The sequence below is a fragment of the Bartonella sp. AD328YNZD genome (genome assembly GCF_042196425.1).
Genome location: NZ_JBHIQG010000475.1, coordinates 1 through 1,490 on the forward strand (window position 1 = coordinate 1; position 1,490 = coordinate 1,490).

At 40.1% G+C, this 1,490-nt stretch carries 1 pseudogene; it reads right to left on the reverse strand.

Annotated elements, in window-relative coordinates:
* Positions 1-1,490 (reverse strand): annotated as a pseudogene (locus ACFIO3_RS15785) (DNA-directed RNA polymerase subunit beta'); the annotation flags it as partial.

Here is a 1,490-nt window from a genome sequence, read left to right on the forward strand (position 1 = left end):
TTAGCTGGATGAAGAATATTATTGGTTGACATCATTAAAACACGGGCTTCAAGCTGTGCTTCAAGAGAAAGCGGAACGTGAACCGCCATCTGATCTCCATCAAAATCTGCATTAAAAGCAGTGCACACCAGCGGATGAAGCTGGATAGCTTTTCCTTCAATCAAGATAGGTTCAAAAGCCTGAATCCCCAAGCGGTGCAATGTTGGCGCACGATTGAGCAAAACAGGATGTTCACGAATAACCTCATCCAAGATATCCCAAACTTCTGGATGCTCCTTTTCAACAAGCTTTTTTGCTTGTTTTACAGTTGAGGAATATCCCTTCGCATCAAGGCGCGCATAAATAAATGGCTTAAATAATTCAAGAGCCATTTTTTTAGGAAGACCACATTGATGTAATTTTAATTCAGGACCTGTCACGATAACAGAACGTCCCGAGTAATCAACACGCTTTCCAAGTAAGTTTTGACGAAAACGCCCTTGCTTACCCTTTAACATATCTGAAAGAGATTTTAACGGACGTTTATTGGCTCCAGTAATCACACGCCCGCGCCGTCCATTATCAAACAATGCATCAACAGCTTCTTGCACCATACGCTTTTCATTGCGCACGATAATTCCAGGAGCACGCAATTCAATAAGCCGTTTCAAGCGGTTATTACGATTAATAACACGTCGATAAAGATCATTCAGATCTGATGTCGCAAAACGCCCACCATCAAGTGGAACCAATGGACGTAAATCCGGTGGAATAACCGGAATTGTTTTCATAATCATCCACTCTGGCTTATTCCCAGATTCAAGAAAATTTTCAACGATCTTAAGTCGTTTAATCAATTTTTTCTGCTTTAACTCTGAAGTCGTTTCAGCTAATTCGAGACGCAAATCATTGGCAATTTTATCTAACTCCATACCAGCTAAAAGCTCGTAAATAGCTTCAGCGCCAATCATAGCTGTAAATTGATCTTCTCCAAACTCATCAATAGCAAGCATATATTCTTCTTCAGAAAGAAGCTGGTAGAGCTTAAGAGATGTCAACCCTGGTTCAGTTACAATATAATTCTCAAAATAAAGAACCCGCTCAATATCTTTTAAAGTCAAATCTAAAAGTGTAGAAATACGACCTGGTAATGATTTAAGAAACCATATATGCGCAACAGGCGCCGCAAGCTCAATATGCCCCATACGCTCACGACGTACGCGCGAAAGAGTAACCTCTACACCACATTTTTCACAAATAATGCCCTTATATTTCATGCGTTTATATTTGCCACATAAACATTCATAGTCCTTAATAGGGCCAAATATACGTGCACAAAAAAGACCATCACGCTCTGGTTTAAAAGTCCGATAATTAATCGTCTCAGGCTTCTTAATCTCACCATACGACCAGGACAAAATTTTCTCAGGACTTGCAATAGAAATACGAATAGAGTCAAATGTCTGCGCTGGCGCTTGAGGATTGAAAAGATTCATGACCTCGTGGTTCAT